At 60.0% G+C, this 25,633-nt stretch carries 20 protein-coding genes; 13 read left to right on the top strand and 7 right to left on the bottom strand.

The window, feature by feature from the left end; genetic code table 11:
* Nucleotides 1-61: 61 nt before the first annotated feature.
* Nucleotides 62-418 carry a VOC family protein gene (locus BV106_RS04785; RefSeq protein WP_265595347.1) on the top strand — a complete coding sequence of 119 codons (357 nt, stop codon included), beginning with the start codon at nucleotides 62-64 and terminating at the stop codon, nucleotides 416-418.
* Between the two features lie 92 nt (nucleotides 419-510).
* Here the strand turns inward: BV106_RS04785 and BV106_RS04780 are convergent, their stop codons facing one another.
* Together BV106_RS04780 and BV106_RS04775 are read right to left on the bottom strand one after the other, a co-directional pair.
* Complete coding sequence (locus BV106_RS04780; RefSeq protein ID WP_265595346.1) at nucleotides 511-2,283, bottom strand: hypothetical protein; 1,773 nt, start codon at nucleotides 2,281-2,283, stop codon at nucleotides 511-513.
* A 447-nt stretch (nucleotides 2,284-2,730) separates the two neighbouring features.
* Nucleotides 2,731-3,636, bottom strand: coding sequence for a LysR family transcriptional regulator (locus tag BV106_RS04775; RefSeq protein WP_038161292.1), 906 nt, complete (start codon nucleotides 3,634-3,636; stop codon nucleotides 2,731-2,733).
* A 745-nt stretch (nucleotides 3,637-4,381) separates the two neighbouring features.
* Here BV106_RS04775 and nhaA point away from each other — a divergent pair.
* The 11 genes from nhaA (at nucleotide 4,382) to BV106_RS04715 (ending at nucleotide 17,709) form a co-directional block, all read left to right on the top strand.
* Nucleotides 4,382-6,244, top strand: a complete 1,863-nt coding sequence (gene nhaA, locus BV106_RS04765; protein WP_038161286.1) for a Na+/H+ antiporter NhaA — start codon at nucleotides 4,382-4,384, stop codon at nucleotides 6,242-6,244.
* Nucleotides 6,245-6,357: 113 nt separating this feature from the next.
* The gene (locus BV106_RS04760) at nucleotides 6,358-7,260 is read left to right on the top strand and encodes a universal stress protein (protein ID WP_265595345.1); all 903 of its coding nucleotides are present in this window, start codon (nucleotides 6,358-6,360) and stop codon (nucleotides 7,258-7,260) included.
* Nucleotides 7,261-7,431: 171 nt separating this feature from the next.
* Nucleotides 7,432-7,983: a GNAT family N-acetyltransferase gene (locus tag BV106_RS35045; protein WP_051945082.1), complete on the top strand. Its 552-nt coding sequence runs from the start codon at nucleotides 7,432-7,434 to the stop codon at nucleotides 7,981-7,983.
* 31 nt (nucleotides 7,984-8,014) lie between these two features.
* Complete coding sequence (locus BV106_RS04750; RefSeq protein WP_038161280.1) at nucleotides 8,015-8,479, top strand: type III secretion system chaperone; 465 nt, start codon at nucleotides 8,015-8,017, stop codon at nucleotides 8,477-8,479.
* A 9-nt stretch (nucleotides 8,480-8,488) separates the two neighbouring features.
* Complete coding sequence (locus BV106_RS04745) at nucleotides 8,489-9,439, top strand: hypothetical protein (protein WP_038161277.1); 951 nt, start codon at nucleotides 8,489-8,491, stop codon at nucleotides 9,437-9,439.
* 158 nt (nucleotides 9,440-9,597) lie between these two features.
* Entirely contained in the window at nucleotides 9,598-10,014 is a 417-nt protein-coding gene (locus BV106_RS04740) for a hypothetical protein (protein ID WP_265595344.1), read from the top strand.
* A 384-nt stretch (nucleotides 10,015-10,398) separates the two neighbouring features.
* On the top strand, nucleotides 10,399-12,849 hold the full coding sequence (locus BV106_RS04735; RefSeq protein ID WP_038161271.1) for a DUF1592 domain-containing protein: 2,451 nt from the start codon (nucleotides 10,399-10,401) through the stop codon (nucleotides 12,847-12,849).
* Between the two features lie 49 nt (nucleotides 12,850-12,898).
* A complete protein-coding gene (locus BV106_RS35040; RefSeq protein WP_265595343.1) occupies nucleotides 12,899-13,402 on the top strand; it encodes a four helix bundle protein in 504 nt (167 codons plus the stop codon).
* Nucleotides 13,403-13,556: 154 nt separating this feature from the next.
* Nucleotides 13,557-14,939 carry a DUF1552 domain-containing protein gene (locus BV106_RS04725; protein ID WP_038161267.1) on the top strand — a complete coding sequence of 461 codons (1,383 nt, stop codon included), beginning with the start codon at nucleotides 13,557-13,559 and terminating at the stop codon, nucleotides 14,937-14,939.
* A 124-nt stretch (nucleotides 14,940-15,063) separates the two neighbouring features.
* Nucleotides 15,064-16,353: a hypothetical protein gene (locus BV106_RS04720; RefSeq protein WP_038161264.1), complete on the top strand. Its 1,290-nt coding sequence runs from the start codon at nucleotides 15,064-15,066 to the stop codon at nucleotides 16,351-16,353.
* An 87-nt stretch (nucleotides 16,354-16,440) separates the two neighbouring features.
* Nucleotides 16,441-17,709, top strand: coding sequence for a hypothetical protein (locus tag BV106_RS04715; protein WP_038161261.1), 1,269 nt, complete (start codon nucleotides 16,441-16,443; stop codon nucleotides 17,707-17,709).
* A 513-nt stretch (nucleotides 17,710-18,222) separates the two neighbouring features.
* Here BV106_RS04715 and BV106_RS04710 read toward each other — a convergent pair.
* The 4 genes from BV106_RS04710 to BV106_RS04695 form a co-directional block, all read right to left on the bottom strand.
* A complete protein-coding gene (locus BV106_RS04710; protein WP_265595342.1) occupies nucleotides 18,223-19,329 on the bottom strand; it encodes a hypothetical protein in 1,107 nt (368 codons plus the stop codon).
* Between the two features lie 1,004 nt (nucleotides 19,330-20,333).
* Nucleotides 20,334-20,735: a VOC family protein gene (locus tag BV106_RS04705; protein ID WP_038161253.1), complete on the bottom strand. Its 402-nt coding sequence runs from the start codon at nucleotides 20,733-20,735 to the stop codon at nucleotides 20,334-20,336.
* Between the two features lie 406 nt (nucleotides 20,736-21,141).
* Nucleotides 21,142-21,525 (bottom strand): DoxX family protein, encoded by a 384-nt coding sequence (locus tag BV106_RS04700; protein WP_038161250.1) that lies wholly within the window; start codon nucleotides 21,523-21,525, stop codon nucleotides 21,142-21,144.
* 28 nt (nucleotides 21,526-21,553) lie between these two features.
* Entirely contained in the window at nucleotides 21,554-21,997 is a 444-nt protein-coding gene (locus BV106_RS04695) for a DUF5069 domain-containing protein (RefSeq protein WP_051945076.1), read from the bottom strand.
* Nucleotides 21,998-22,142: 145 nt separating this feature from the next.
* On the opposite strand from BV106_RS04695, the gene BV106_RS04690 reads away from it, so the two are divergent.
* Entirely contained in the window at nucleotides 22,143-22,655 is a 513-nt protein-coding gene (locus BV106_RS04690; protein ID WP_051945073.1) for a TetR/AcrR family transcriptional regulator, read from the top strand.
* 542 nt (nucleotides 22,656-23,197) lie between these two features.
* Here the strand turns inward: BV106_RS04690 and BV106_RS04685 are convergent.
* Nucleotides 23,198-25,630 carry a DUF6288 domain-containing protein gene (locus tag BV106_RS04685; protein ID WP_038161243.1) on the bottom strand — a complete coding sequence of 811 codons (2,433 nt, stop codon included), beginning with the start codon at nucleotides 25,628-25,630 and terminating at the stop codon, nucleotides 23,198-23,200.
* Between the last annotated feature and the right edge of the window lie 3 nt (nucleotides 25,631-25,633).

Raw genomic sequence — 25,633 nt, 5'->3', positions numbered from 1 at the left:
AAGGCTACAGGAGTGTTTGCCGACACTTCAGCCGGTGAACCACACCTTCCAAGCCACGTTCATGAAAGCCTCCTTTAGCTCCATCACTCCATTGGTTCCCACCGGGGACAGCTTGGTCGCGGCGCTCAGCTTTTACACGGAGCACATGGGTTTCTCCATGACCTGGGAGGGCGGGGGCATGGCTGGCATCGAGCGAGACAGCGTCACCCTCAACCTTGTTGAGAACGATAATAAGACATGGGCGGACAATGCGAGTTTCAGCATCGGCGTCTCCGACCTTGAGGCGCTCTACAGCGAGTATCGCGCGCTTCCAGCCAAGGTCGGTCCACTCGAACTCAAGCCGTGGGGGAGGCGCGAGTTTCATCTCATCGCGCCATCAGGCGTCTGCTTTCAGTTTTACCAAACTGAAGTCGCCTAGCCACGACCCCCGGCTGGAGTTGAGTGGAGGAGGGGAAGTACATGTGAAATGTTTCAAAACGCGGACTGGCCCCTGACACCCCAGTGAACTGCTCACGCGAGCTCGGCGCTGAGCGCTTCACGTTCTCGCGACAGCTCCTCTGCACGTTCGTCACGCCCCAGCGTCTGCAGAGCCTTGGCGAGCTGGCCCAGGTCTTCGAGCATGGCCTTCTTGTCCCCATCTTCGCGAGACATCACCAGCTTCTCTTCCAGGCACTGCACAGCGGACTCCACGTACTCGTCGCCCATGTTCCCCGCGAGCAAGGCAAAACCCAGATTTCCCAAGGTGCGGGCCGTACGCTCCCGGTCACCCTGCTCCTTGAAGACGGGCAGCGCCTGCCGGAGATAGCCTGTGGCTGGGATGGTCTGGCCCATGCGCAAGTAGGAGCGACCGATGAGCAGATTCGCACCTGCAGCACCGAGGTCGTTCTCGATCAACTCCGCGCACTCCCGCTGGGTCAGCAGCCAGGTGAACAGCCGCTCCAGCACAAAGTACCAGGAACCAACCAGCTCCATCGGCAGGGAATCGACCAACTCCACCATGAGCGCGGCGCGCACCTCTGGGGAAACCACGTTCTTGCTGTCGATGCCGGAGCGCACAGGGGCGTTCGTGGCATCAGCTTCCTCATCGCCGCCGTCGTCTTCTTCATCCTCATCATCCAGCGAGGCATCCTCGTTGGGCAGCGGGTCGAGCCAGGCGAAGGCGGTGTCAAAGTGCAGCCGCTCCCGGGCGAAGATGGCAAGGGCATCCCAGAAGTGTTGCTGCGCGGCTATACTCGCCATCTCCTTCGCGAGCTGGATGAGGTGCTTCGCATGCGCCACATGGAAGGAGGCCTGCTGTTCGGCGGAGAGTCTGGCCTGGCAGACGGCTCGCACCGCTTCGTGCATCTGGTAGCGGCCGCCGCGCTCGCGTTCAGCTTCACCTTGGTCCAGCAGCCCTCTTGCGGTCAGGGACTCCAGCAGGGTCGTGGCGCCCAGCCCCTCCTGCGGGAGAATGGCCTGTACCGCACGTGCATCAAAGTCTGCAGGGAAAAGCCCCAGCAACGTGCAGAAGTGTCGCAATTCCCCAGGCAGCAGGTCGATGCACGCGCCAATGATGGAGTGCACTGGGGAGAGACCCGGGGTGAGGATGGCCTGCTGCACCACCACTGACGCTGACACTGGTGTCGGGGAGTCGCCTGTAGCCTTGATGAGCGTGCCACCCCAGAGCTTGAGAGCCAGCGGCGACCCAGCACAAAGATCTAGCGCGGCCTTCTTCTCAGCTTCGGGAAGACTCGTGGCAAGCAGGGTTGAGGCATCGCTGGTCTGCAACGGTGCAAGTGCGATGGTGCAGCCGTCTTCGGCTTCCAGGCTCTTTGTGGAGACCACAATGAGCTGGCAATCCTCCGGTACGGCGAGCGCCTCCACCTGCTCGGTGCTGGTCACGTTGTCCAGCACGATGAGCACGCTGCCAGTTTCTTCGATCGACTGTAGGTATTCATCCGGCAGGTCCATCTCTTCCGGCGCTCCAAAAGTCGGCTGCAAGGTGAGAATGACATCGCGCATGACCTCGCCCGGGGTGCCGGGAAGGATGTGGCAGGCAGCACTCCGGAAGTCGTAGTAGAGCTGCGCGCCGGAAAAGGTTTCCTTAAGCTCGTGGGCTAAGGCAATGGCGAAGGTCGTCTTGCCGATGCCGTCCTCACCGTGGACATAGATGGGAGCACCCGGCTGGCGAGAGGAAAGGGCCTTCTGCAATTCCCCCTGACGCCCGATTAAAGCACTGGCTTGAGGCAGGCGGTGCAGGATGGGTTGAATCGACTCGTGGTAGTGAGGAAGGGGGGTAGCCATGTGTAAGCTCACAGCTTGGCCTCGGCCCCTCCGTGTTGTCAATTTTCCCCACACAACGGCTCGGGAACCTTGCTAGGAGTCAGTCCTCGCACTGCAACTTTTGATTGGTGCTCTTGTGACGACATGAGGCTAGACAAGTACGCCTTAGATAACCCCTCCTGTGGTCGCCTGTCTTCTAACAGAGAGTTGCCCACACGCGGCCTGCCATTTGCCCTTTTGCCGCCGGCCTACGGACTGTTTTTGGCGGGGGCTTCATTTGAACGTTGGCAACGCTGGTGCTCTCGATACTGGTGCAGCGTTGGCAGGTGCGTACGGTGGCGGGAACGGTGGTGCGTGTGAAAGCGCGTTTTATCACGCGGCCGGAAAAGTGCAGGCTGGCAATTTCTGCCGGAGTCGGCGTCGATGACTTTTCCGCGGCTGGATGCCGAAGGACTTCGCTTTCGCCCACTACGAAAAAAACTCCGCATGGTTGTTTCCTGTAATAGCCGCCGCCACGGGATGCTTGACCCGTCGCTCTGTCGTGATGGCATAGTAGTCGCTGCCGCACCCGTCCACCCTGGCAATGACCTTGAGCCCGTAGTGTTTGAGAGTCGCAGCACTGACGGCGGTAGGGATCGCGGTGAATCCCCACTCCCCTTGTGAGGCTGCCACCATCATGAGTGTGGCATCTTCGAATTCTGCCACGACCCTGGGCCGGATGGATTCTGAGTCAAACCACGTCTCGAGCGCGATCCGGCTGCCCATGTTTTCACTCGGAAGCAAGGCGGGCGCGTTGTGAAGGCACCGTGGGAAGTTTCGGCGGAGCTTTGTCGCAAGAGGAGGCGCTGCGCAGAAAGTAACGCCTGAGCGGCCCAGGCGGTGGTTGTACACTTTCATCTTGAGACTGCTCGAGGCCGGTTCATCAGACAGGACAATGTCGAGGCGGTGGGTGCGAAGCTGATGAACGAGCGGGGCGAGTTCCCCCTGCCGACAGACGATGTGCGTAGGAATGCGGAACTGGAAGGCGGGCTTGAGTAACTCGAAAGCGATCTGCTTGGAAAGGGCGTCTGTCATGCCGACGTTGAATTTCAGAACCTTCTGGGCTCCCGGGAGGTGCTTGAAGGAGGTCACCAGTTCCCGCCCTGCAGCAAATATCTCATCCGCATAGCCCAGCGCCAAGCGTCCGGCGTCGGTCAGGGCAATTCCCCGTCCCTTTCGCTTGAAGAGTTTCTCGCCGAGCGATTCTTCCAGGCTGCGGAGCTGCGCACTGATGGCCGGTTGGGAAACGTTCAATGCTTCTGCTGCCTTGCGAACGCCACCCTTTCTGGCAACCGCCCAGAAGTAGCGCAAGTGGTGGAAGTTGAGCTGGTCCATATCATTTCAACGATAACTTTTTGTTATCGGTTGCATAAGAATGCAGTCATTGTGGCGCATTGTCCCGGCGGGTAGGGTGGGATGCCGATGAGAAGCAGACCGTGTGACCACAGGTTGGTCCTGATAGGTCTGAGACCAACGAGCCGGAATTCTACACCTATGAAGATGAACACCCGCACCTCCATCCCTGTACACATCATGCCGCACCATCTCACCCTCACGCCAACTTTGAATGCCTGCGTCCGGGAGAGTGTCGAAAAATTATCCCACTACGCGAACGATGCTCTGGCGGCCCACGTCGTGCTACGGAGGCACCATGGCACTGCGGAGGGAAGGCGCTTTTCAGCCAGCCTGCGCCTCGCATTGCCGGGGCGGGACCTCCATGCCGCGGCGACTCATGCGGACATGTACACGGCCATAGGGTTGATGACCAGGAAGCTCGCGCGCCGCTCAAGGAGGCGCAAGACCCGGCACGTCCGGGCCCGGATCCTTCCCGTTCGCGGGAGGGTGAGATGAGTTGAACTCCCGTTTCCGGCGTATCAAACGCGTCAACAACCCACATGGGGTTCGATGAGATACTTATGGTTTGCGCCACGCAACGGCGCAGAGCCGCCCCGCTGCGCTGAAAAAGAAAGCGGCGTGGGCTTTCCTGGGGGGCAAACCCCTCTTAACGGACCCGGCATGGCATCCGCACGAATGCCATGCCGGGCGTCACATTCCAACTATCCCCGATTCCCAGTCCACTATGGCCCATATAAGACCGACCAAACTCGACCGTCCGGTGGACCCCCAGCGTGACCATATCCTCGGGGATCCTGACGCCGAGTTGACGCTGGTGGAATATGGGAACTACACGCGACCCTCCTGTCACGCCGCGCACGAGGTCGTGGCAGACCTCCGGGACCGATTCGGGGAAAGGTTGCGCTATGTCTATCGACATCGGCCGGCAGGGGACAGCGGTCTGGCAAGGCGGGCCGCAGAGCTGGCGGAGCATGCCTTTCTTTTGAATGGCGAGTTCTGGCCTGTCCATGACGCTCTTATGAAAGGCGGCCAATCGTTCAAGTCTGAAGATCTTGAACGGTTCGCCGGCGAGTTCCAGCTTTCGCTTGATGACGCAGATCGCGCCTCCGTGTGTGATGCCGCAAAAGCGAGAGTGCAGGAGGATGTGGAAAGCGCGCACCGCAGCGGAGTGGTCATGACGCCCACCTTCTTCATCAACGGGCGACGCTATGAAGGCCCCTGGGATGAGAATGCCCTGGCAGATGCGATGCTGGGCACGCTTGGGCACCGGGTGCAGACCGCTGCGCTGAACTTTGCGCGGTGGGCACCCTCGGCGGGCATGCTGCTTCTTTTCATGTCGGTGCTCGCGGTGATCCTGGCGAACTCGGTGTTTGGCGGGTCCTTCGCCTCGCTGTGGGGTGTGATGGGCGGCGTCCGCATCGGTGAAGCTGCGCTGAGTCTCCCGCTGCTGGGCTGGATCAATGATGGGCTTCTCGCCATCTTCTTTTTCGTCGTTGGGCTGGAAATCAAGAGGGAGTTCACCATAGGACGCCTCGCGACATTGCGATCCGGTGCATTGCCTGTCATCGCTGCCTTTGGCGGTATTATTGTGCCGGTCCTGATCTATCTTTGTATCGCGCCATCGGGCCCGCTCGCCCGGGGATGGGCAGTGCCTATCGCAACGGACACGGCGTTTGCCGTGGCAGTCATTGTGCTGCTCGGAACGCGGGTGCCGGTCGAGTTGCGCGTGTTCCTGACGGCTGCCGTCATCATCGATGACCTGGTTGCCATCGCCATCATCGCGGTTTTCTACACAGAAGCGCTGTATCTGAACTACTTGATTGCCTCGGTGGCGATGACGCTGCTTTTGATCGGGATGAACCGGTGGGGCATCTATCGCCCGTTGCCCTACCTGTTGTTGGGCATCATTCTGTGGATCTGTCTGCATGAGTCCGGCCTCCACGCCACGCTTGCAGGGGTGATCCTCGCGCTGGTCACTCCGGCCCGGCCTCCTGCAAAGTTGAATGTGTTGATGGCCCAGGCCGAGGCCATCATCCGGGCCGAGACCCGCCGCAATGGCGGGGCGATGATGAGGCATGGACTTTCTGAACCAGCGTTGCGGGAACTGGATGCCATCCATGACCGAACGGAGTCGCCTACAGACAAGCTCCTCCGTTCGGTGGAGCCCTGGTCCAGCTATCTTGTGCTGCCGCTTTTTGCCCTCGCTAACGCAGGGGTGGTTCTAGCCTGGGATGTCTTCCAGTCACATGGAGGACTGATGCTTGCCATCACGCTTGGTCTCGTCGTCGGAAAGCCGCTCGGCATCGTGCTTGCTGCCTGGCTGGCGGTCCGCCTGCGAATTGCAACCAAGCCGCCAGAGTATGGCTGGCGTCAGCTTGCGGGTGCTGGCGCGCTGGCGGGGATCGGCTTCACCATGTCCCTGTTCATCGCGGGTGAAGCTTTCCCGGCACCTGCGGACTTTGCTGCTGCAAAGATCGCGATCTTCACCGCGTCGCTCATCGCCGGGGTTCTGGGCACGGTCATCCTTTGGCCGAGACGCGAGCTGGGAGATGCGAATGACAGGATCTCAGAGAGCTGCCCCAGCTGACCTGTGCGCATCTCCTTAACGAGGGCATGGGCCCTGCGAGCCTGCATGGATCTCAGCAAGTTCTACCCTGAACCCCACATCGAATCATTACCAACAAAACAAACATGACGAACATGAACCCAATCAGCCGCCCACCAAAAAGGATACTGCTGGCCACGGACCTGAGCGCACGTGGCGACCGCGCTCTGGACCGGGCGGCCCAGCTCTCCCGGCAGTGGGGGGCGGAACTGGTGATCGTCCACGCGATCGACCGGAAGCTGGAAAGCCTTTCTGATCTCGCCAACCCCCTTCCATCGTGGCGTCGGTCTCCCGTCCCTGAGATGAACATTCAAAAACAAATCAGGCGGGACCTCCGGGAGGAGGTCGACCATCTGAAGATTCTGATCGGGGAGGGGGACCCTGCCCGCGTGATCCTCGATACGGCAGCCAGAGAAGGCTGTGAGATGATGGTCCTGGGGATGGCTCAGGAAGACATCTCGGGACGGATGCCTCTCGGGAGCACCGTAGAACATCTAGTTCGGAAATCGCCCATGTCCGTCCTCGTGGTGAAGAACAGACCCAACGGCCCTTACCGGCACATCCTTGTGGGAACTGACTTCACGGAGGAGTCACGGTATGGGCTTGAATGCGCGGCGGGTTCTTTTGCTGGCAGCCGGTTTGCACTGATGCATGCATTTGAAATGCCCTACCGTGCTCTTTTGTCAGACACCACGCTAAGCCAGGAATTTGCGGCGATGGAACGGGCCACGATCACTGAATTCCTGAGAGATGCGGCATTGCCAGCACAAGTTCGCGAGGGCATCAGGACGATGATCGAGCATGGTCCTCCCGGCTTGATGCTCCGCCGCTATGTCGAAGAACAGCATGCAGACCTCACTGTCATCGGGGCCTATGGAAGAGGATTTCTCTTTCATCTGCTCATGGGCGGCAACACGCCGCGCATCGTTGACTCGGTGCCGAGCGACGTTCTACTTGTTCGGGCCCATCGACCGGGAGCAACGTCTCCGGATGAGTAGAGCCTTTGCCATCTTCTTCATGCCACTGGGATGTCTTGAGCAGCGTGCTGAGTTCATCCGTCCCTTTTTCAGGCGGTTGACAGGCTTCCTGCGGAGCTCCTTTCTTTGATCGGAGGGCTTGCCAATGTACTGTGATGGCCCGTATGGATCCCGTCCCCACCCAGCCATCCAATGCCTGACAACTGCCAGCTCCGCCCAGTCGCTCCCGACGACGCCGAACGCATGATGCGCTGGCTTTTGGACCCGGAAGTCGCAGACAACTTCGGCATGCGCTTGCGGCCGACCTTGTCATCGATTCAGCAGTGGATCGAAAAAGCCAGCCTGGGGCAGGAGACCCATGCCTGGGCCATTCATCATCGCGCTGCCCATGTTGGAAACGTCATGCTCGATTGCATCGACACTTTTCTTCAATCGGCCCGGCTCTCCATCTACCTCGGTGAAGCCTCGGCTCGTGGCCAGGGCGTCGCGTCCCACGCCATCCGGCTGGCGCTGGAGCAGGGTTTTTCCACGCATGGGCTCGAGCGAATCTGGCTGACCGTGCACGAACGAAACACGCGGGCGGCTTTGCTATACACGCGGGCGGGCTTTCGCATCGAGGGCGTGCTGCGGCAGGATTTCATCTTTCGCGGCGAGCGCATCAATTCCATTTTGATGAGCCTGCTCCGAATGGAGTTTAATGCAAATAATGCTGGAACAGCCAAAAGTCTTGACAGTCAGACGTGAGATCCAGATAAAGGCGTTCAGGGAAAAGACTATGACCACCAATCAGGACGCTATATCCATTGTTTCCCAGGCCCTCTCCCATCTGGGCCTGCAACCGCCCAACTCCGAGACGGAAAGCCTCTCGATCACGTTGCAGGACAACACCGTCATCCGCATCGATGTCGTCAATGAGGGGAAGCGTGTTTGCCTCTGGAACGAGTTCATGCCCTGGCCCGACCCGGAGGTGGAAGCGACGGTGCTGGAGAACCTGCTCCGACTGCATGCTCTCGGCACCGCGACTGACGGAGCCTCCTTCGCCGCGAAACGTGAGACTGGCAGCATCATCGTGTTCAAGAGCTTCCCGACTGCGCACCTGACGGCTGACTGGCTGACGGAGGAGCTTGAGAGCTTGGTCGATCTGATTTTCAAAGCGCGAGAGGTGGCTGCTACGGGGCGCCTGAACGGCGCAGATGGGAGCACCGACACCGATCTGGCGGACCTGTCATCCTTAGTCTGAGGTAACACTATGATCGGTAGCAATATCAGCTCGACGAGCCCGCTGACGGGTGTGGGAGGGGATGTATCCGTCGGCAGCACCCCGGAGCGCACCACCTCCCCAAAGTTTTCCGGGGCCATGGTCAACCCAGAAGGGGGCAGTGGCAGCACCAGTTGGATGCCCAGCGCCAAGCAGGTCGTGAGCGGTTTCATGGCCCTCGGGCGCTGGGCGGTCACGGCGGGCGTCTCCTACGGTGTCGCCACCACGGTGAGTCCTGTCTTGGGCCCCGAGATGGGAGCCTTGGCCGCCGTGAAGACAGGTAAAGCTGTTTACAACACGCTTGCCCCTCAAGAATCCAATCCGGCCAAAGTCCTCTCCGACAAGTCGCGGGTGGACAGCCTCAGCAGCATGTTCGCCATCGCCCAGAGCAGCGACAAAGTCAGTCAGCCCCACAAAGAAATCCTCAAGACCATCGATGACCTGGGCCCCCGCGCCTACTGTCGCGATGGCGTTGACGGAAATGGCGAGCCCAAATACAGACCGATGAACCAGGACGAGTTTCGGGCCGCCGTGCTGCATGGTGCCCATGTGGTGGTCCCCGGGAGCGAGACGCTGGACAAGTTCAAAGAGAATCCAGACAAGATCGACCGCTCCGCCACTGGCAAGTCCTCGCACTACACGAGCATGACGGACAAGACCGCGGTGAAACGTGAACAATACGGGATCGACATGCCCACCAGTGACGTCGGCGGCCCCTCGGGTGGCAACGGTTTCGGCCACCTCCTGACTGGCAAGACCCCCAACGGCGACACCTTTTTCCAATTGGAAGGGCACGGCACCTCGACCAGCGAGCAATGGCGGGGCCACACCAAGGACCTCTTCAGTCACCTCAACTCCCTCGCCAATGTCGGCCCGCAGGGCGTCATCGACATGGTCGAAGGTAGCCGCACCCACATCATCATCGCCCCGGAGAAGCAGTAGAAGCTCAGGTGCAATGCCCTCTCTTTGCCATAGCCTGTCCGTTAGCGTTATGACAGGTAGATGGTGAGCGGAAAGATACACTCGGATCCTTCCGACTTGTATCAAGATGACCTTTTCAAGGTTCGAAGTCTCTTCACTAAGAATGGAACGGGAGGCTAGTGGAATTGAAACCAACAATCACTCTTGTCACTTGTGTGTTGCTCTGCACCACATTCGGGCTTGCCTGTAGTGGCAAAAAGTCAAAGCTGGCGGGTGAGCAGGTTTCATTCTACCTAGCGGGAGGATATCAAGAAGATGACGTCACACTTCGAGTTGATGGCAAGATCTTGTGTAGCGAGAAAATCTCAACCGATCCGAGCTCTGGTCTCGCCAAATTTTTGGACTTCCGATGCACTGAAGATTCAGGCACAGTGAAAATCGATGTTCAGTTGTCAGACGGAAAAACTGTGTCTCGCAGCCTCCAATTCGAAATTGGGCAAGGGAGTTACATCCAATTGCACCTTTTCCGTGGAAATGATGTCAACCCGCCTGAGGTGGTTGAATTCCAGACCATCGCAAAACCTTATTTTTACTGAGAACCCCAGCGGGGCAAAGTTGCCGCTAACAGCCTATAAGCAGGGTGGTCCCACAGCAGCCCGCACGGGCGTACTGCTTGCGACAAACGGGCTCCAAGATCAAGCGTCTGGCGGAATCAATTCCACAGCGAGAACTTGCCTTCCGATTGTTCGAACGGGTGAACGCCTAGCCCCTCCTCTATACGGCATCCGGGCATCTGCAATTGAATGGAGGATTTCAAGGAAGACAGGCTATCGATGGATAGCCGCCAGGAACCTGCCGACGGGGTGAAAGAGATCCCAGGGTGAACCGTCGCTGAAATTCCCTGCCGCCGCCATCCCGACCCCCGAGTTCTCGGGGTTCGCGCATGAAGGCGGTGCGGGCTACGTAATGGTCACACTTCCATGACCCGTTTCGCTCCCAGCCTCCCCGCCATCTTGGTCGCCAGCCTTGGACTCGGCTCTGCCGGTGCCGTCCGCGCCGCCGGGCCGACTGACGTTTTCCTGGAGAAACACTGCATCAGCTGCCACGGCCCGGAGAAGGAGAAGGGGGACCTGCGGATCGACAAGCTCTCCCGCGATTTCAAGGTGGGGGCGGATGCCCATCATTGGGCGGAGATGATCGAACAGGTCAATTCCGGCGAGATGCCCCCGAAGAAGGAGAAGAAACCCACCCAGGAGGAGATCTCGGCCTTCGTCACGCAGCTCGACGCGCTGATCAAGGAAGGTCGGGCGGCCCGGATGGCGGCCCGACCAGCGGTGACGCACTACCGCCTGAGCCGGAAGGAGTATCAAAACACAGTCTATGACCTGCTCGGCGTGCGGTACGATCCCGCCAAGCCCGGGGAGCTGAACGAAGACACGCTGTGGCATGGATTTGAGCGCATCGGCTCGGAGCTTTCGCTTTCGCCGTCGCATGTGGATCGCTATTACCGGGCCGCCGGCACGGTGCTCGACCGCGCCTTCCCCGTCGCTTCGGGTGCTGAGGCTCGCAAAATCCGGAAGACTGCGGCGGATCTGCGCTACAACGGCGGGAAGGAACAGCAGGCGGCCCTGGACCGGTTCGGCATCAAGCGTCCGCTGCGTTACCTCCTCTTTCCAGGCACCGTTCAGAACGCGCTTTCACCCAACTGGTTTGGGAAACCAGGGCCGGAGTCCAGCGGGCTCTACAAGGTCCGCATCCAGGCCAGCGGTGTTCGTCCGCCCGGCGGCCAGCCCGCTCACCTGAGCATCGGCAAGCGCACCGGGGAGGAGACGGTGGACAGCCTCATCGACCTGGACATCACGGCCCCGGAGGACAAACCCCAGGTGTACGAGTTCGAGGTGTTTCTTGAGATGCCCGCGACGCTGGACTTCTGCGTCGTGGCCACGGATGTGGTGGACCGCAGGAGCGGCGCGGCCTTCCGCAACGCGCTCTCCAGCCGGGGCGGCTATGTTTTCACGCACAGCAGCGAGACCCTGCTCCTGAACCCGAACGCCCCGCAGATGTTCGATGACAAGGGGAACGGTCTCTTCTCGACGGTGCTTCTCGATTGGATCGAATGGGAAGGACCGCTGGAGACGGCAGCGGAAAAGTCCCGCCGCGCGGGTCTGGTGCCTGCCGATGACGCCACGCCCGAGGTAGTTGCAGAGCATCTGCAACGCTTCGCCGAACGCGCTTGGCGCCGCTCCGTCAACCAGGAGGAGCTGGAGCAGTATCTGAAGTCCTACCGCACCGAACGCGAGGCAGGTGAAAAGCCCGCCGAAGCCTACCGGGTGGCGATGCAGGGCGTGCTGACCTCTCGTAATTTCCTCTATCTCGTCGAAGGCGAGCCGCAGGCCCGCGAGCGTCTCACCGACCTCGAGCTTGCCTCGCGGCTTTCGTATTTCCTTTGGAGTTCGATGCCCGATGACGCTCTTTTCAGCGCAGCCAAAGGGGGCACTCTGAGCGGTGAGGGGCTGAAGAAGCAAGTGGACCGGATTTTGACAGACAGCCGGATCAACCGCTTCGTCGATGACTTCTCCCGGCAGTGGTTGCAACTGCACCGCGTGGGCATGTTCCCGCCGGACAAGAAGCTCTACCCCGCCTATGACCTGTGGCTGGAGACGAGCATGCGGGAGGAGCCGGTGGAGTTCTTCCGTGAAGTGCTCGTGAAGAACCTGCCCATGGAGAGTTTCCTCGATTCCAACTGGACCATGGCCAACTCCCGGCTTTGCGATTTCTACGGACTGCCCGAGCCCAAGACGGACGGCTTCCAGCGCGTGTCGCTCAAGCCCGAAGACCGCCGTGGCGGACTGCTCACCATGGGGGCGACGCTCGGCCTCACCTCCGACGGCACGCGCCAGCGTCCGGTGCACCGCGGTGTCTGGCTCAGCGAGGTGATTTTCGCCAAGACGCCCCCACCGCCTCCGGCCAACGTTCCCGCCATCGAGCCCAACCCGCCCCAAAGCCCCAAGGCGACCCTCCGGGACAAACTGGAGGCGCATCGTGACAACGTGAACTGCGCGGCCTGCCACGCAAAGATCGATCCCCTCGGCCTTGCCTGGGACAACTATGATGCCATCGGCCAGTGGCGCACGCATGAGAATGTCGCGGCCGGAGTCGGCAAGAACCCCTTGGTCAATCCCAGTGGCGAGATGCCTGACGGACGAGCCTTCAAGGACGCCAACGACTTCAAGCGCCTCTTGATCGAGGACCGCGACAAGTTCGTGCAAGCCTTCATCGAACACCTCAGCACCTACGGCCTGCGCCGCGTGCTCACCGTGGATGACGAGGACGACATCGCGGCCATTGCAGCAGAAGCGAAGAAGAACAACTACGGGGTGAAGGACATCGTCCGCGCCGTGGCTCTGTCCAACCTCATGCGGAAGAGATGATGGAGTAGTGGAGTATTGGAGTGATGGAGTGATGGAGTTTTGAATGAACATGAGCACCACCAGACGAAACAAGAATCGTGGACACCAGCAGTTGCTGGTCTGGCAGGATGCTATCGAGCTATATGGGCTCGCTTACGGCGCTGTTCGCGGGTGGCCTTTTGAGCTAAAGAAGCTCGCCTCACAGTCGCTCGCTTCCAGTGATTCCATTCATCGCAATATCGCCGAAGGTTACTGCCGCCGCACCGTGCGTGAGTACCTTCAGCATCTCAACATTGCTCTAGGATCACTTGGTGAAACTCTTTCGGGCTTCATCGCCTACTCACGCAATGGTCAGATCGAGCGCTCTACTTTTGAACAACTCGACACCCTGATTTTCCGGCTGGAGAATCGCCTTCTGAAGCTTGTCGGGGCTCTTGAACTGAAGCGCGATGCCAACGATTGGACCGAGACACTCGTCGTCCGCGAAGGCCTTGTTGAGTATAACGCAGATCCCGACGTCACCCACGACCTTGAGCTACTTCTCGAGAGGGAAGGAGTGATGGCGGAGGAGTGATGGAGTAGTGGAGTGTTGGATTGATGAAATGCATCGCTCCACCTCTCCCTCGTCGCACGTCTCCAATACCGCATCCTCCAACATTCCATTACTCCTTCACTCCAGTATTCCACCTCTCCACCTCCATTTCCCCGCCATTCCACCCCTCCGTCCCATGAGCAACTACTTGTCCCAATCCTGGCTGATCGACCGGCGCCATGCCCTTAAGGCATTGGGCTCTTTTATTTCCTTGCCGCTGCTGGAGTGCATGGTTCCACGTCAGGCAGCAGCAGCGGAGGCTGTCACTGCCACACCGCGGCGCAGCGCTTTCATCTATCTGGCGAACGGGGTTCACTCGCTGAACTACCAGATCACCAAGGGAGGGAAAGACTACCAATTCTCCCGGTCGCTCATGCCGTTGGAGAAGCATCGCCAGTCCATCACGCCCATCAGCGGCCTGCACCACCCGGGCAGCCTCAGTCATCACCACAACTGCATCAACATCTGGCTGACAGGTGGCAAGCTGGGCCCCTCTGACAAGAACACCATCTCGGTGGACCAGAAGATGGCGGAGATCACGGCACAGCACACCCGCTACCCTTCGCTTGAAGTGGCGATCACGCAGGAATCCCTCGCCTGGACGGCGGACGGAGTCCGGCTGCCGGCCATGCGTCGTTGCAGTGAGATCTTTGCCTCCATGTTCGAGGAGCCAAAGGGTGGCATCGCCGCCCAGCGGCGGGCCTTGCGTCGCAAGGGCAGCGTCCTGGATGACAACCTCGCCGAGGTGCGCCGGATGGAGAAGAAAATGGGCTCCCAGGACAAAGGGCGCATGGATCAATACCTCACGTCCGTCCGCGAAGCAGAGATCCGCACGCGGCGGGCTGATGCCTGGCTGGATACGCCACTGCCCACCATCTCTGACACCGATCGCCAGCGCACGAACCGCGACATCGCCGACACCAAGGCGGGGGACTATTTCCGGACGGTCTATGACCTCATGGTGCTCGCGTTCCAGACGGATGTGACCCGCGTGGCGACCTTCAGCCTCGGTGGCGAGGGCCAGGCCATCTCCATTCCTGAAATCGGGATTACGGAGTCGCGCCACCAGCTCAGCCACCACGGCGGCGATCAGGGCTACATGGAGAAGCTCACCAACTACGACACCTTCGCCATCGAGCAGTACAGCTATTTCCTCTCCCGGCTTGAGGAGACCAAGGATCTGAATGGCAAGTCGTTGCTCGGCTCCACCATGTCCCTCTTCGGCAGTGGCATGTCTTACGGCCACAGCCACGGCAACGCCAACCTCCCGCTGGTGTTCGCCGGCGGCTCGGATCTGGGCTTGAAGCACGGCCAGCATCTGGACTTCAACGCAGCAGCGCCCAACTTCCAAGGCTACTCGCTCGGTGCAGACGGCGGGCTTACCACCGCGCACTATCAAGTCTGCAGCCGCCCCGTGAACAGCGACGCCCACATGAGCAACCTGCTCCTCCTCATGGCCCAGCGCATGGGTGTGGAGACCGACAAGTTTGGCGACAGCAACAAGGTGATCGCGATCTAAGGCGGCATCAGGGAGTGGTGGATTATTGGAGTGATGGAGTAGAGGAAATCACTCCAGAGCTCCGCCATTTCATCATTCCAATACTCCAACACTCCATTTCTCCAACATACTCCCCCTCTTCTCCATGAACCGAGCCCCCTGGCTCCTGGCCCTGTGCCTCGGCCTCTCCCTTTCCTCCTCCTTCGCAAACGCCGCTGCCGCCACCGCAGCCGCAGACGAGCCGTTTCGTCCGGAGGCGGGGAAGTTCCCCCCTCTCGAGAAGGCTCACACCTACCGTGGTGAACTCGTATTTGTGGATCATGTCAACCGCCGCGGCAGCCTCCGCGTGCAGGGTGAGGGCGGCACTTATTTCCGCAATGCCCCGCAACCCTTTGCCCTGCTCCCTTACGCCGTCGTTCGTTATCACAATGCCCCGGCGGATCTGAGGGACATCCCACTTGGCACCGTGATGCACGTTCGGGCTTTCCTGCCGCCGGACCCGAAACTCTCTGCCGTGCCGGTGTTGCCGGTTAATAACAAGGATAAGATCGCGGGCTACAGCGGCACCGGCGTGGCACCGGCCGAGAACCACGTCCTCCTCCTGGAAGATGAGCCGAGCCACTGCCAGCGCGAAGGACTGGTCTGGAAGCTCAAGGAACTCGAGCTTAAAAATAATGAGGGGATGATCATCGCCAGTCGCGAGCCGAAGGCGGGACCTGTTGCGGGTGGCAAAGCCCAGGAAGAAAAGCTGACCTTCGACGCCGCCACGCGCGTCTGGCGGGGTCGCGAATCCCTCGCGATTGCCGACTTGGTCACGGAGGGCCTCTGGCCTGCCAGCGGCAAGAAATCACTCGATGGCCAGGCCGTCCTGCTCGGGATCACCTGGAAGCCCACGCCCGATGGTATCTTCACCCGCTTCCACATCTCGGACATCTGGCTGGATGACGCCTCGATGCAACGTGCGGCTCAGAATCAAACCGAGACGCACAAGGCTTTCATTCGCAGTCGCTGGATGCCTGCCTGGGTGGATACGGTCGAGTATGGCAAGTTCGGCCGCGCCACCGTGACCGCGACCTTGTTCGGCGGCATGGACGAATCTCTTTACGCCGATTTCCAGAAGGGTGGCCAGGTGCTGGTGAACGGAGCCGAGAATACCCTGAAGCATGCCGGCGGTGCTTACGGCCCGGCACACATGGCTTCCAAGGGCCCCATCCTCAACGTCACGAAGACGCCTGGCGAGGTCCCTGTGGGTAGCAGCGGCATCCAGGTCCAGTTTGAGACCGACCTCGTCATCGAAGGCATCCGCTCCGGGAGAGTCGTTCGCATCCGGCCTTCAGGCTGGCCCCAGGTGCAAGTGCCTCGGGAGGAATACGTGGGAGATGGCTCTAACGCCGAAGACCGCTTCCCGACCCCGGACTTCTTTCCCAAGTACTGACCTCCTGGAGTGCTGGAGTAATGGAGCGGTGGAGTATTGGAACCCCAGCACTCCAATACTCCAGCACTCCATTGCTCCGTTTCCCGCATGAAACTCGCCATCACCCTGCTCGCCACTCTCTCGTGCGTGCTCACCACCACCGCACTTGCCGCAGACGAGCCGTTCCGGCCTGAAGCGGGGAAGTTTCCTCCTCTCGAGAAAGCGCACTCTTATCGGGGTGAGTTGGTGTTTGTGGATCATGCGAATCGGCGGGGTAGCATTCGTGTGGAAGGGACGGCTGTGTTTCGCCGGAATAATCCGCATCCTTTTGCGATGCTCCCTTACGGCATGGTGCGCTATCACGGCGCACCAGCAGATCTGCGGGACATTCCGCTCGGCACCGTGCTGCACGTCCATGCCTTTCTCCCGCCGGACCCGAAGCTTTCCGCGGTGCCGGTTCTGCCGGTCAACAACAAGGAGAAAACCTCAGGCTACGGTGATGCCGGGAGTGCCCCTGCCGAGAACCACGTCCTCCTTCTCGAAGATGAGCCCAGCCACTGCCAACGCGAGGGCTTGGTCTGGAAGCTGAAGGAACTGGAGCTCAAGAACAACGAAGGGACGCTCATCGCCCGTCGCGAACCGAAGGCAGGCGCAGGCGGCGAAACCAAGGCCAGTGAGGAAACGCTGACCTTCGATGCCGCCACCCGCATCTGGCGTGGTCGGGAATGCCTTACGCTCGACGATTTGATCACTGAGGGGACGTGGCCCGCCAACGGCAAGAAGTCTCTCAATGACCAAGCCGTCCTGTTGGGGATCACCTGGAAACCCACGCTGGGCGGCGTGTTCACCCGCTTCCACATCTCCGACATCTGGCTGGACGCCGCCGCGATGCAACGCGCCGCTCATGTCCAGACCGAGACGCACAAGGCTTTCATTCGCACCCGTTGGATGCCGGCCTGGGTGGATGCAGTGGAGTACGGCAAGTTCGGCCGCGCCACCGTTACCGCGACCTTGTTCGGCGGCATGGATGAGTCTCTCTACGCGGAATTCAAGACTGGTATCGCCGCAGTGATGAATGGGGTGGAGAACACGTTGAAGCACACCGAAGGCGGCACCGCCGGACCCGCGCAGATGGCTGCACGAGGCAAAATCCTCGATGTCACGAAGATGCCCGGCGAGCCTCTTCTGGGCAGCAGCGGCATCCAGATTCGCTTTGAGACCGACCTCATCACCGAAGGCCTCCGCCCTACGCGGGTTGTCAAGATTCGCCCCGCAGCCTGGCCAGATGTCCACATGCCGCGGGAGGAATACCTCAACAGCGGGAACTTCAGCCACGAAGATCGGTTCCCGACGCCCGATATTTTTCCGAAGTATTAGGAAGGGGTTCGAATTGGGGAGTTGCAGGAACTAACGCCGTTCAGTTGCTCAGTCGAAGTTCTTCCTCGAAGAGGATATGGCGACGAGGTCAACGCCCCCTGCATCCTTTGGCGTCAAGACCTTGAATCGGCATCAGACTCTTATCTCCTTACGCGCATGCGCAGGCCAGATGATCCTACGGTGGGAGCCCTACGACAAAACGACCATCGCCAGCACGCGCACCTCTCGCGCGACCCTCCAGGCCGCAATACAAACGGGATGTCTGGACCCAGGGTCTTTGTCCACTTCGTGGCCTCCGCCCCTGGGCTGGGCTCTTTGGGGCCTTTCAGGCCCGAACATCAATTGAGTGAAGCCTTGGCGCCTCCGCGTTCTTGAATCCAGGTTCTTAGTCACTCAACAAAACGAGAGTGAAGCCGACCGCCAGGGACTGCGAGCATACTGCCATACGCTTTCCCAGTTTGCCGGTCTCTGTGAGTTAGGGAGTCCCTGGTCCACCCTCCGAGGCATATCTTGTTATGCTGCTTTCATCATGAGTTCGAGCACGTGGATCGTCTGCTCATGCCGATGCCCGGAGGTGCTCCGCATTCTGCCGATCTTCTCAGAAATGCTCTGTCGTAGAATTGGGGGGAGAACCTCATTGATTGACACTCGTTGATGAATCGCCTGGATGATCGGCTCGTGCGACCTCGGAGGTGCATCTGAGAGCAGTACATCGAGCCCCGTATCGACGAATGTCCAGAATGACTTCTTCTCTAGCAAGTGCAGGAAGCTAAGGATGCCGGAGGGTGAGCTTTGCTCAAACGCTGGGCGCAACGCAAGGATTGCATCCAATGACAGCAGCCGGGGAATGACGGGGAGAAGGACGGCGCGAGACTTTCGATCTTGGCGAATCAGAGCTCCCAAGTCTAACTCTGCAAGGCGCTCTGGGGCATGCAAAGCCAGAGCCCGGAGACAGTTGTAACGGGTGGACTTTGAGCCTGTCCGGAGACCTTCCATGAAGTACGGCGCGTCTTCTTTCCGGCCATAGTCAGCGATGTAGTAGAACTGCGCTCCATCACTGGATCGGTAAATGGTGTAGGCATCTTCCGAGTAGATACGGCTGAGGTAAAATTGCCCCAATTCCCGCAGGCTCCGGTTGGGATGAAGAGCCAACGAGAGAAGCTGCGACTTGGAAGGGGTGATCCCTGCCTCAAGCTGTGTATGAAAAAAGCGGCGCCGCACGAAAACGGACTTGTCCGATCCCAGCTTTTCAATCTCTTCCTCCGTCAGGTTGGAGAATGCGATCTCCTTCAAGAGGTGAAGTCGATTGGAAGGCTCGACGTCATCAAGCATCCATCGTCTGAGGTCTCCCTTTCCTGCAAGGGAAAGGGAATACAGGAACTTTCTAAAACGCCTGGAGAAGCCGAAGAGCTGATCGCGGTCTATCGAGGAGGTCCTCTCAATGAGGTCCCGCTTGATTTCTTTCAGGCCAGGATCGTCCTGCAACCGCTCCTTGCATGAGAGATAGAGAAGCAGGCGCTCATTGGCGTGAATGGCTTCCAGCGGAAGCAGTCTGAAGTTCTTAACAGTCCACGTTCTCGCGAGTTGCTGAATGACTTTGACCCAGTCCGAAAGGCGCAAGAGAATCCGGTTCTCATCTCCTGGTTGATAGTTTGCCATCAACTCCCGCAAACACTTCTCCCGCGTGTACCCGCACCGATGGATCGATCCGATCCAGTCAAGCAGCCTTTGCCCTGCCTCGCTGAACTTTTCCTGCGAAAATTCGTAGTGTCCAATGCGCCTCTCGAAGTCATCCCACCGTAGCTCAGGGCACAAATCCTCTGTGCTCGGGAAATTGGGTGAAACGGGCAACGGAGGCGTTGAGCGGGAGTCTGGCATTGGTTGGTATGCTGGGTGCCTGATATCCGGATACGCGGTTGGTTGTGGCATGTGCATGTCAGCCGCAGAAGCATAGCCGGTCTATATAAACAATCTATACGCAAAAAGCCAGCATGTTGCCTTTGCGATAAGTGAGTGCCCTCCCGAATGGCCAAGAGGGAGTCATACAGGAGTTGTGCCCTGTAGGGGCACGAGAGATGGCCGCATGGTCCGCACAGGGATGATTGACACTAGTTACCCTTGCGGCCGTGCAGCACCTCTTGGGCACACGGTAAGCTCCATGGTCAAGACGTCGCATACGGGGAAGCAAGTGCCTGCGAAGGAACCCAGGATGCGAAAGGCATTCAGACCGCCACAACTCCTCTAGAGTAGCAATTTCGAACACCCATACCCAACGTAGACTCGCTGGAAGCTCGTCAACGTTGGGCTTGTAGCCCTGTCCTCTTCGAGGAAAAAACTTCGAGGGAGCGCGTGGAAGGCGAGGAACCACCTTGAGGTGCCCGCTTCAGACCGAAGTTGATCCCAGTATGGGATCTGTAGCACAGCCCAAGGTTGGACGAGCCTAAGCGAGTCAACCTTGGGTACCGCCGCAGGAGATAATCAGGTGGGGAAGCCGACCGCATCCGCTTCGTCCCCACCGCCATCAACACCTCCAGCTCATACCTTCAGGTTCCTTGGCAGGCACTAACTGAAGCGTCTGCAAGCTTCGCCTCCTCGCCAACGCCCGTGATACGCCCGCAACGCAACTACTGCGGAGGCATGCCCTTCATACTAAACACGCCCCACTGATGCCCATCGGGATCGGAGAAATCGTGTTGATACATGAACTCGTCATCCTCGGGCTTGCCCTGGGTCGAGCCGCCGGCGCTCAAGGCCTTGGCCACCAGTCCGTCCACTTCCTCGCGGCTTTCACAGTTGAGGGAGAGCAGCACCTCGGTGCTTGTCTTGGTGTCGCAGATCGACTTCGGGGTGAAGCTGGTGAACTTCGCATGAGTCAGCAGCATGACGTGAATGGCCTCACTGATGACGATGCAGGCAGCGGTGTCATCGGTGAATTGGGCGTTGTGGTCGAAGCCCAGCGTCTTGTAGAAAGCAATGGACTTGGGCAGGTCGGCCACAGGCAGGGAGATGAAGATCTGTCGGCTCATGAGAAGGTTGGGTTTGGAATTTGGAGTCGGAAGTTGCTTGAGCGGGACTGCCGAAGCAGCCCGTCAAAAGCATGACGAACGTCCCCAAAGAGCCAGGACAATACGGACAACTTTTTTCGCTTTCGCCCTGGTTCCCGCAATCAAGAACGCAGAAAGCGCTCTCCGAAGCCACCAGTCTCGTGCCCTTGCCCCGTCCATGAGCGGATCTTGAAAATGGCGTGAACGCTGGTGAACCCGAAGGGATCGGAGGAGGTTCTATCCCATCACGTGCCGGAGGCGAACTCTCACCGCACGCCCAACCGCCATCTATGGCGGTGAACTCTCAGGTCGGAGCAGCTTTGATCGAGACGGCGAGAGTGCGACTTCTCCAAGTCGCCTCTCGCGATTCGCCTCTGAATTTTCCAAGCTACACCCTCGCTGTGGATTTGCGTTGGGAGCCGAATCCACGGCCCCAGACGACGAAGACATTCAGTGCCAGAAGGATGACTGTGACTGGTACGTGCGACCACTCTCCTTTCATAATGTGCAAACCCGTACCCAGGACCATGATGGTACCCAGTCCAACCGCCGCCCAGGTTGTAAGGACCGGCAGCACCCCGGTCAGCGCGGGCAAAATCAACCCGACCGCTCCGACGAGCTCCGCAATGCCAATGAAGGCAAAGAGGCCCTGCTGATTCGCCAGATCAGGCGCGGATGCGACAAACTGATCGAAGGCGAAGACTTTCATGAACCCGGAGGCACCGAAGGCCAGCGCCAGGAGAATTTGGACAATCCAGAGGGCGATTTTCATGGGTGAGTTCACTCGTGGTTCAGGGAGTTCAGGCGGCGACTGGGAAAGTCGCGGCGTCGTCCGCCTCCAGAAATTCCGCCAGCGTGGTGGTCGCGGGGTCGAGCCCCAGTCGGGTGCATTCTCCGGCAAACCATTCACCCTTTTCCGGATCGCCGTACATGGTCCAGTTGTCCACCTGGTCGGACCAGCTGGAGACTTCTTCAGCGGTTTTGGTGTCTCCGTGGCTTCCAAACCATGCGACCACTTCCTCGTCGGTCGCACCGGAGCGAAGCTGGGCGAGGACATCGTCTGCATTCACAGCCTTGAAGCCGAAAAGTGCCTGATCGAGGGGACAGGCATAGTGATACTCGCCGGTCTTGTTTTCGAGCGATGCCTGGCCTTTGTCGATCATGCGGGCCATCAGTGAGTAACCGCCCAGGCGGTGGCGGGGGCTGCGAGGGGCTTCCTTGTTCAGGTCGATGGTGTTTTTCATATTCTCAGGGTGTATTCTCGTCACTAGTCGCTTAAACGACAGATGTTGTTATTACATCACTAGACGTTTTTATAGTCAAATGCTATTTTACGGGGTGTCCTCCCCGTGCCCCAAACTTGATCCCCGTGTTCGCAGAACGCGGCGCATGCTCTTCCAGGCGTTCCAGGAGCTGCTGGGGGAGAAAGGATTTGATCAGATTTCCGTTCAGGACATCGCCGAGAGGTCCACGCTGAATCGGGCGACGTTTTACGATCATTTCCCCGACAAGTTTGCTCTGCTTGAGGCGATGATTGGGGAGCGGTTTGGCATGGCCATTGAGGCGCGGATGGGGAGCGAGGTGCCGACCTGTGACAAGAGTCTGAGGTCGCTGATTCTCGCCGCTTGCGATTTCCTCACGGATCTTTCGACGGGATGCGACAAGCACAGGCGTCAGTTCGAACCCATCGCGGAATCCTGCGTGAGGACGATCCTCCGCGAATCCATTCTCCGCGGTCTCGAAACCCACGGTGCGAAGAACCCGGGGCTCAAGGCAACGATGGTGAGCTGGGCGATCACAGGGGCGGCCATTCAGGGTGTCCGGGAGAAGAAGATGTCATCAGAGGAGCTGGCCGACGCGGTGTTGCCGACCATTCTGACAGCACTCGAGGCGGGAGACTGACGCCAGGCCGCGAGCAGGCCGGATGCTCACGTGCTGCGGAAGGGATACCGATGCCGTACACGTGGTCCGGGAGTCACTGCCACAGGTTCGCTTCCAAGATATTCCCTGCAAAGGGGGCGGCCACATGCTAGTCGTGCCCACTGCATGATGGCAAAAACCTACTCTGCCACCCTGCTCGGCGTGAACGCCGTAGAAGTGGAAATCGAATGTCACGAGGCAGACGGGAACCAGTTTCGCATGACGGTGGTGGGTCTGCCGGACACGGCGGTGAAAGAGTCGCGGGAGCGCGTGATGGCGGCGGTGAGCACGAGCGGCATTTACATGCCTACCAGCGGATACCTCACCTTCAACCTCGCGCCGGCAGATCTCCGGAAGGAGGGGCCCGGCTTTGACCTCCCGATGGCCATCTCTCTGGTGGCCGGGCGGGAGAAGCTAGCTCTCCACCCTGGAGGAGTGCAGCATCCGTTTTTCCCGCAAGCATCGCAGTCGCAGCAATATACTTCCCCGTTTTTACCTCAAAACCCCGAGGCGACCTGGAGACTTCATGGTCTTCTACGGGCCTTGAAATCCTCCAGGCTCACGATGGTGGGAGATTCGCTGCTCGATTCGATGGCCGTGACGAGTTCATCGAATTGCTTCAAGTTCTCGGAAGGGACTTTCTTGACGGTAGCGAGGTAGGTGCGGAGTTCATGGAGCTTTGGGACCAGCGGTTTGGCGTGGGTGCCGTAGCGCTTGAGGTAGCCGAGGCACTCTCTGCTGCGGTTGCGCTCGCCCCAGCGGTCGGGCTCGATGGTGGAGACGCAGAGAGCCATGCCTTCACGGATGTGGAGCCGGGAAAGGATGTCGAGTCCGGCGAGCCGCACGCCATCGGCGAACATTTCGTTGCTGGGCGCGATGCGTTCGATGGCTTTCACGATGTCAGGCAGCAGTTCGACCAGGTCGGTGTCGGTGAGGTTGTTGTAGCTTCTCGCAGCCGTTCCGCGGGCGATGCTGTCCTCGTGTTTCAGTAGCGACCGGAGTGCAGGGTAAAGCTGCTCGCGGTCTACGCCTTCGAGCGAATCCGCCAGGATGCTGCGGGGGCCACGCTCCCCGGGGTAGTTGGTGAAAAGCGCGAGGCTGGCGGCGAGCGACGCGTGCCGGCGCGGGTCTGCCGGATTCGCGCGCACGGTCAGGGCGAGCAGGTCGCTCACGCTGGCTCGGCGTTCGGTGGGGCTGAGCGCGGGGATGGCTTTGGCAGCGAGGCATTGCAGCCATGGGTCGGCGTCTTTGAGCGCCGCGCGGAGTTGCGGCGCGGCGGCATCGGAGCGTTTGCCGAGTGCGCCGAGTGCTTCGCAGCCTCCGTACTGGGCGGCGCGGTCTTTGCTGGCGAGCATTTTTTGCAACGTGACAAGGAAATCCCCCTCGCGTTTGCCAAGCGCTGCAGCGGCGCGTTTGCGGACGAAGGGCGACCAACTCGTGAGGTCGGTGAGGAGTTGTTCTGAGGTGCGCTGCTCGTAGCGGTCCGTGTCGCCCCGGTAGGCGAAGTCGCGCCCGGCGGCGATGACTTCGGAGACTTGATCGGCGTTGAGCGGCGCGATGGTGAACGGCTTTTTGCCGGTGAGGCGCAGGCTTTTCAACGGCAGGGCGAAGGCGAGAAGGTGGCTGCCAGTGCAGTCCCAGCCAGCGTAGACGTGGCTCTCCTCCTCGCCGACGGGCGACGGCTGATAGACGAAGGCAGTGTCCCACCCACGCGCGAGGTCGTAATACCACGCCTGCTCGCGGAGATACGCGCCGGTGGCCAGCGGGCCGCCGCGCGCGACGCCCTGCAGCGCCCACGTGTAGTTGAAGAAATTGCCCGTGTGCCCACGCTCCCGCTCGCTGTAAGCGGCAGTGGACATCTTCGTGAAAAACTCCGCAGCCTCGCGGTCGCCGAGCAGGTCGAAGAGCACGGCGGCAGCGGCGCACTTGCCGTTATCCTCGTGTGCAGGGAATGGCAGGTGGTCGCCATAGGGCACCGCGCCTTTATTGACATACCAGCGGAGAAAAGCGGCGGCCTTCGCAATGGCACGATCCACTTCCGGCTCCTTCACGCCCGCTTCGCGTGCCAGCACCATGCCGATGGTGAGACTGAGGCCGGGCTGATTCATCGCGCCGTAACCGCTCAGGTTTCCACCCGCTTCGGCGAAACGGTGCCCCCAAGTGCCGACGCCGCTCTGACCGCGCGCGGTTTCGAGCGCGAGACGCTGCAGGCCGGGCATCACGGATTGGTCGCCGGTAGCGATGACGTACTCGCCGAGGAACGTCATCAAGTAGCCGTAATACCACGACAAGTATCCGGTGGTCGTGAAGTCCGCCGCCCACTTCGCCTCGCGTTGAATGAGCGGCAGATGCTGCTGATTCCCACTGGCCAGCAGTCCGAGCGCATTGAGCGAACGCGGAATCGCATTCAGTCCGCGCAAGTAATTCGGCGCGGCCATGCGACTCGCGAGCGACGCGCTGCCCAGCTCGAGAATGCGCCGCGATTTCGCGCAGTCATACGGCGCGGTGGCGCTCAAAGTGCCGAACACCGGCAGCTTCAATTCTACGACCTCCGACTTCTCCGCCCGCCAGCGCAGCAGCCGCAACTTGCCGCCGCCCTTCTCCGACTCCGCCGCAGCTATTGCACCGGCGAGCAGGTGCCTTGCATCGTCGGAGAAGTTTTTACCGTCCACGCCAAGGATGACATCGCCCTTCTCCAGCGCCGCCTCCGCCGGCGAGCCTTTCGCCACCGACGTCACCAAAATCTGCCGTGTCAGCCGCGAGTGACCGCTGGCCGTGTGATACCACCCGCGCGCGCCCGTCGGCCCGAGCGTCCAGTCATGTTTCGCGTCGGCCGGCTTGCCGTCGCCTTTGGTGAAGTCGGGCAGCGCAGCCGAGTCGTTTTTGCCCGCAGCGAAGCAAGAGCCTGACACGGGTAGCATGACCGCAAGGGCGAGAGTGACGAGTGAGTTTTTCATCGG

This window comes from Verrucomicrobium sp. BvORR106, from assembly GCF_000739655.1.
Lineage (GTDB): Bacteria > Verrucomicrobiota > Verrucomicrobiia > Verrucomicrobiales > Verrucomicrobiaceae > Verrucomicrobium.
Note: the sequence above shows the minus strand (reverse complement) of the source record. Positions and strands in the feature narration are given on the sequence as shown.